Source organism: Roseicyclus sp., from assembly GCF_052168335.1.
Lineage (GTDB): Bacteria > Pseudomonadota > Alphaproteobacteria > Rhodobacterales > Rhodobacteraceae > Roseibacterium.
Genome location: NZ_JBQLZP010000587.1, coordinates 1 through 5990, shown reverse-complemented (window position 1 = coordinate 5990; position 5990 = coordinate 1). Strand labels below are relative to the sequence as shown.

At 74.5% G+C, this 5990-nt stretch carries 5 protein-coding genes and 1 pseudogene; all 6 read left to right on the top strand.

Going from position 1 to position 5990, the window contains the following annotated elements:
• Positions 1–275 (top strand): annotated as a pseudogene (locus ACTS11_RS18005) (hypothetical protein); the annotation flags it as partial.
• Positions 276–280: 5 nt separating this feature from the next.
• Positions 281–1519: an oligosaccharide flippase family protein gene (locus tag ACTS11_RS18000; RefSeq protein ID WP_442641672.1), complete on the top strand. Its 1239-nt coding sequence runs from the start codon at positions 281–283 to the stop codon at positions 1517–1519.
• Complete coding sequence (locus ACTS11_RS17995) at positions 1516–2775, top strand: Coenzyme F420 hydrogenase/dehydrogenase, beta subunit C-terminal domain (RefSeq protein ID WP_442641671.1); 1260 nt, start codon at positions 1516–1518, stop codon at positions 2773–2775. Before ACTS11_RS18000 ends, ACTS11_RS17995 begins: the two co-directional genes overlap by 4 nt.
• Entirely contained in the window at positions 2772–3749 is a 978-nt protein-coding gene (locus tag ACTS11_RS17990) for an acyltransferase family protein (RefSeq protein WP_442641670.1), read from the top strand. The genes ACTS11_RS17995 and ACTS11_RS17990 overlap by 4 nt, the downstream gene beginning before the upstream one ends.
• 3 nt (positions 3750–3752) lie before the next feature.
• Positions 3753–5063, top strand: coding sequence for a hypothetical protein (locus tag ACTS11_RS17985; protein WP_442641669.1), 1311 nt, complete (start codon positions 3753–3755; stop codon positions 5061–5063).
• 20 nt (positions 5064–5083) lie between these two features.
• A partial coding sequence (locus ACTS11_RS17980) for a glycosyltransferase family 2 protein (protein WP_442641668.1) occupies positions 5084–5990 on the top strand: 907 nt, incomplete at its 3' end.

Below are 5990 nucleotides of genomic sequence, written 5' to 3'. Positions count from 1 at the left end.
CGCCGATGGTGGCGTGCATCCGCGCCTTCTCCTCGGGCGTGCCCACGCTGGGCCTCGGCTATTCCGACAAGGCCTACGGCGTCTTCGCGGAGTGCGGCATCGGCGACGACGTGGCCGATCTCCGGCGCCTCGACGCGCAGGGCGTCGCCGAGCGGGCGCTGGCCTCCTTCGCCGGACGGCACGCGCGCCGGGGCGACCTCGCGCGACGCGTCGACGGCCTGCGCGCCCGCGCCGCGCGCGAGATGGACGCCATCGCCCGGCAGGCGGGGCTCTGACGCTCGTGACCCGCTCCCGCGCGAAAGGCCGCCCGCTCGCCTGGGGCGTGCCGGTCCTCGCCGAGGCGGCGGCGCTCGGCCGCTCGGTCGCCTTCGCCTGGGCGATCGGCCCCGACGAGCTCGGCCGCGCCATGATGCTGGCCCTGACGGTCCGCCTGGTGGAGATGGCGAGCGACCTCGGCGCGGACCGCCTGATGCTCCAGGCGCGGGACGGGAACTCGGCCCGGCTCCAGGCCGACCTCCACGCCACGCTCCTGCTGCGCGGCATCGCGGGGGCGGTCCTGCTCCTCGTGCTCGCGCCGGTGCTCGCGCGCCTCTTCGCGGACGGCCCCTCGACGCTGTCCTATGCGCTTCTCGCGGCGGTCCCGCTCCTGCGCGGCGTCGCGCATCTCGACTTCCGCCGCGCCGAGCGGTCGCTGCGCCACGTCCCCATGGCGCTGGTCGAGGGCGGCGCGACGCTGGCCATGGCGGCCTGCATCCTGCCCGCCGTCGCGCTCTTCGGCGATCACCGGGCGATGCTCTGCGTGCTGGTCGCCCATGCGCTGGCCTACGCCGCGCTGTCGCATCTCGTGGCGGCGCGGCGCTACCGGCTGCGCCTTTCGCCGCCCGCGCTCCTCCGGGTCTGGCGCTTCGGCGCGCCGCTCCTGCTGAACGCGCTCCTCCTCTTCGTCACCTTCTACGCCGACCGGCTGATCGTGGCGGGCGCCTACGACTGGGCGACGCTGGCGCTCTATGGCTTCGTGCTGCAACTGGCGCTCCTGCCGGCGCAGATCGTCGGGCGGGCGGCGGCCTCCATCGTTCTGCCGCAGCTCCGGGTCGCGCTGGGGCAGGGGCGGCTCGCCTCCGTCTGGCGTCCCGTCCTCGCCGCGCATGCGGGTCTCGCCGCCTGCCTCGTGGCGGGCTTCGCGCTCTGCGCGCCAGGGGCCATCGCGGTCGTCTACGGGGCGGAGCTGCGGCCCGACGCGGGCCTCGCCTTCGCCGTCGGCCTCGCGGCCGGGTTCCGGGTTCTGCGCACGCCGTTCTCGCAGCTCGCCGTCGCCGCGGGGCGCACGGGCGATCCCGCGCGGGCGAACCTCGTCCGGGCGCTCGCGCTCCTGCCCGCCGCGGCCTTCGCCGTGCTGGGCCTGCCGCTCGTCGCCATCGCCGCCGCCGCCGCGGCGGGCGAGGCGGGCGCGACGCTCCGGGCCTGGTGGCTCTCGGCGCCCGCGCTCGGCCGGATCTCGAACAGGGAGTCCCTCGCATGACCGCCGCCTCGATCACCGACATGGTCGCCCGCAACCTCTGCACCGGATGCGGCGCCTGCGCCGGGGCCTTCCCCGACCTGATCCGCATGGTGGACGACCCCGTGAACGGGCGCCGACCCGTGGCCAAGCCCGGCCCCGAGGGTCGCCGCGCCGCGCAGGAGGCGACGGCCTGGTGCGCGGGCGGTTCGACCTCCTGGGAGGATCTCGCGCGGGCCGACGCGGTCGACCGCGACTGGGGCCCCGTCCTCGCCGCCTGGGAGGGCTGGGCCGCCGACGACGAGATCCGGCACCGAGGCTCCTCCGGCGGCGCCGTGACGGCGCTCGCCGCCTTCGCGCTGTCGAGCGGCGCGGCAGATGGAGTCGCCCACATCGCGGCGCGCGCGGACGATCCGCGCCTGAACGCCGCCGTGATCAGCGTGGACCGCGCCGGTCTCCTGCGCGGCGCGGGCTCGCGCTATGCGCAGGCGAGCCCGGCCGAGAGCCTCGGGACCATCGCCCGCGGCGCGGAGAAGGTGGCCTTCATCGGCAAGCCCTGCGACGTCGCCTCTGCCCGCAAGGCGATGGAGGCGGACCCGTCGCTCGGCGCGAAGGTGCCGCTCACCATCGCGATCTTCTGCGCCGGGGCGCCGAACCTCGTGGCGACCGGGCGGCTCCTCGACCGGCTGGGCGTGCCGAAGGACGGCCGCCTCGTGGACCTGCGCTATCGCGGGCAGGGCTGGCCGGGGCTGATGCAGGCGGAGTGGATCGACGCCTCCGGCGCGCGGCAGGTCAGCGCGGGCATCTCCTACGCCGAGGGCTGGGGCACGATCCTCCAGTCCGAGCGGCGCTGGCGCTGCCGCGTCTGCGCCGACCATGCCGGGGCCTTCGCGGACATCGCCGTGGGCGACCCGTGGCACGCCCCGCCCGAGGGCGACACCGATGCCGGGCGCTCGCTGATCGTGGCGCGCACGCCGCGCGGCGAGGCCTTCGTCGAAGCTGCGATCCGCGCGGGCGTGCTGGTGGCCGAGCGCCGCCCGCGCGACGTGATCGCGCGCGCGCAGCCGAACCTGAAGGCGACGCATGGCGCCGTCTGGGGCCGCCGCGCGGCGATGCGGATGCTGGGCCTGCCCGCGCCGCGCGACCGGGGGCAGGGGCTCATGCGCCTCTGGCTCGGGCTGCCGCTCCGCCAGAAGGCGCAGTCCGTCGCGGGCACCTGGAAGCGCGTGCTGCGCGAGCGTCTCTGGCGGCGCGTCCGGATCGCGGAGTCAAGCCGGTGACGCTGGGCGAGGCGCTCTCCTCCGGCCGGACGGGCAACCTCGACACGCTGCGCCTGGCCCTCGCGGCGGCGGTGGTCGTGAGCCACGCCTGGCCACTCGCGCTCGGCCCCGGCACGGCCGAGCCGCTGGCGGCCCTCGCCGGGCATTCGCTGGGCGGCTGGGCGGTGGCGCTCTTCTTCTTCCTGTCGGGCCTTCTGGTGACGGCGAGCGCCGAGCGGCGGCGCGCGCGGGCCTTCTGGACGGCGCGCGCCCGGCGGATCGTGCCCGGCCTCGGCGCGGCGCTCCTCGTGACGCTGGCGCTGGCGCTGGCGAGCGGGGCCGAGGCCGGACCCCGCGAGGCGGCGGCCTGGTTCCTGCGCGCGCTGACGCTGGTGTCGATCGAGCACCGCCTGCCCGGCGCCTTCGGGGCGAACCCCTATCCGGGCGTGGTGAACGGCCCGCTCTGGAGCCTGTTCCACGAGGTCGCCGCCTACGCGGTCTGCTTCGTCTTCGTGGCGGCGGGTGGCGCGCGCCGTCCCGTCGCGGTGCTGGGCTTGGTCGTGGTCGCCTGCATCGGCTGGGCCTTTGCCGGGCATCTTCCCGCCCGCGCCCAGACCTTCGCGCCGCTCTTCCTGGCCTTCGCGCTCGGCATGGCGGCCCATGCCTTCCGCCACCGGATCGCGCTCCGGCCCGTCGCGGCACTGCTCGCCTTGCCGCTCGTCGTGCTCCTGCCCTGGCCGCTCGCCGTGGCGGTGCTGGGCTATGCCTGCCTCGCCCTGGCGCTGCGTGCGCCGCAATTCCCGCCCGGCGCGGACATCTCCTACGGCGTCTACATCTACGGCTGGCCGGTCGCGCAAACGGTGGTGTTTCTCTCGCCCGGCATCGGCCCCGTCGCCCTCGCCGCGACGAGCCTCGCCGCCACGCTGCCCTTCGCGGTGGCGAGCTGGCATCTCGTCGAGCGTCCGGCGCTGCGTCACCGAAAGGCGCATGCCTGAGCCATGCCGGTCGCCGCCGCCTCCAGCACGCGCCGGGTCTTCGGCGTCCCGGTCGTCATCGCGATCTTCTTCCTCGCGATGATGCTGCCGACGGCGGCCTCGGTGAACCTCGGGGGGCTGCGCCTCTCGGCCTACCGGGTCGTGCTGATCGTGATGTTCGTGCCGATGCTGGTGCAGCTCGTCTCGGGGCGGAAGGGGCGGATGCACGTCTTCGACCTCCTTGTTTTCGCGCATTGCGGCTGGGCGATGCTGGCGCTGATCAAGTGGGGCGGGCTCGCGCAGGGCATCGAGTCGGGCGGCATCTACGTGGTCGAGTTCGCGGGCGCCTACCTGCTCGCGCGCATCTACGTCCGGTCCTACGAGGACTTCGCCGCCGTCGCGCGCGCCTATGTGGGCCTCGTTGTGGCGACGCTCCTCTTCACCGTGCCCGAGGCGCTGACCGGCATCCACATCCTGCACGACGGGATCTCGGGGGCGCTCGGCGGGCCGATGGCGCCCTTCATCGAGCCGCGCATGGGGCTCGAGCGCACCTTCGGCCCCTTCGACCACCCGATCCTCTACGGCGTCTTCTCGGCCTCGGCCTTCTCGCTCGCCTATTTCGTCGTGGCCGAGCGGCGGCTGATGAACCTCCGGGGCATGGCGCGGGTCGCGGGCGTGGGGCTCGCCACCTTCATGTCGGCCTCGGGCGGGCCCTACGTCGTCCTCATCATGCAGGGCTTCGTCGCCGCGTGGGAGCGGGTTCTGGGCCGCGTGAAGGGGCGCTGGGCCGCGCTCTTCACGCTCTTCGGGCTGATCTATCTGGCGATCGACCTCTTCTCGACGCGGACGCCCTTCCACGTCTTCGTCAACTATTTCACGTTCTCCCGGCAATCCGCCTACAACCGCATCCTGATCTTCGAATACGGCACGGCCGAGGTCGCGCGGCACCCGGTCTTCGGCATCGGCCTCGGCGACTGGGAGCGGCCGTCCTGGATGTCGGACAGCATGGACAATTTCTGGCTGGTCGTCGCCGTGCGCTACGGAATTCCGGCGTTCCTCCTGCTGCTCGGGCTGCTGCTCGGCCTCGTCTGGGCGGTGGGGCAGCGCCGCGGTCTGCCGCCCGAGTGGCGCCGCGCCCGGCATGCCTGGGCCTTCACGCTCTTCGGCATCACCGTCGCGGCGGCGACGGTTCACCTGTGGAACGCGCTCTTCGTGCTGTTCCTGTTTCTCATCGGGGCCGGGGCCTGGCTCCTCGACGCGCAGCCGGGCCGGGCCCGCGGCGCGCCGAGGCCCGCACCGTCCGCCCGCGCCCTGCGCCCGGCCCGCCTGTTCTGACCCCCCGGAAGGAAGCCCCCATGGACCTCTCCATCGTCATCGTGAACTGGAACACGCGCGAGATGCTGCGCGATTGCCTGCGCTCGGTCCTGTCCGGTCTCGGGCCGCTCGAAGCCGAGATCCTCGTCTCCGACAATGCCTCCTCCGACGGGTCGGTCGAGATGGTGCGGGCGGAGTTCCCCTGCGTCCGGCTGATTGCGAACGACCGCAACCTCGGCTTCGCGGGCGGGAACAACGTCGCGTTGCGGGTGGCGACGGGGCGTCACGTCCTTCTCCTCAACACCGACACGCTGGTCCACGGCGACGTCCTGCCCGAGGCGGTCGCCTGGCTCGACGCGCATCCGGCCGTCGGTGTCCTCGGGCCCCGCGTGCTGAACGCGGACGGCAGTGTACAGCCGTCGTGCAGCGCGTTCCCCTCGCTGCGGCACCTCGCGATGCAGACGCTCGGCCTGACCCGGATCGCCGCGCTCGACGCCTATCGCATGACCGGCTGGGACCGCGCCTCCGAGCGGCGGGTCGACGTGATCTCGGGGGCGGCGATGTTCGTGCGCCGCGCCGCGATGGCGGAGGTGGGCCTCCTCGACGAGGCGTTCTTCTTCTACGGAGAGGAGACCGACTGGTGCCACCGCTTCCGGCGCGCGGGGTGGGAGCTCGTCTTCGCGCCGATCCCGGCGATCACCCATTTCGGCAACGGCTCGGCCGGCCGGCTGAACCACCGCCGCGACGTCCTGATGACGGAGGGAACGACGCGCCTCCACCGCAAGCATGGCGGTCTTGCGGCGGGGCTGGCCTGTTTCGCGATCCTCGCGGCGCACAACGCCTCGCGCGCGGTGTTCTGGGCGGCGCTGTCGCTCGCCCGGCGGCCCGGCGCGGCGGCGCGGGCCCGGCACTTCGCCGCCGTGGTCGCGGACCTGCCGCGGGCCTGGC

Coding starts and splice junctions, on each gene's coding strand:
- ACTS11_RS17985 (WP_442641669.1), top strand. CDS start 3,753: ATGCCGGTCGCCGCCGCCTCCAGCACGCGCCGGGTCTTCGGCGTCCCG.
- ACTS11_RS17995 (WP_442641671.1), top strand. CDS start 1,516: ATGACCGCCGCCTCGATCACCGACATGGTCGCCCGCAACCTCTGCACC.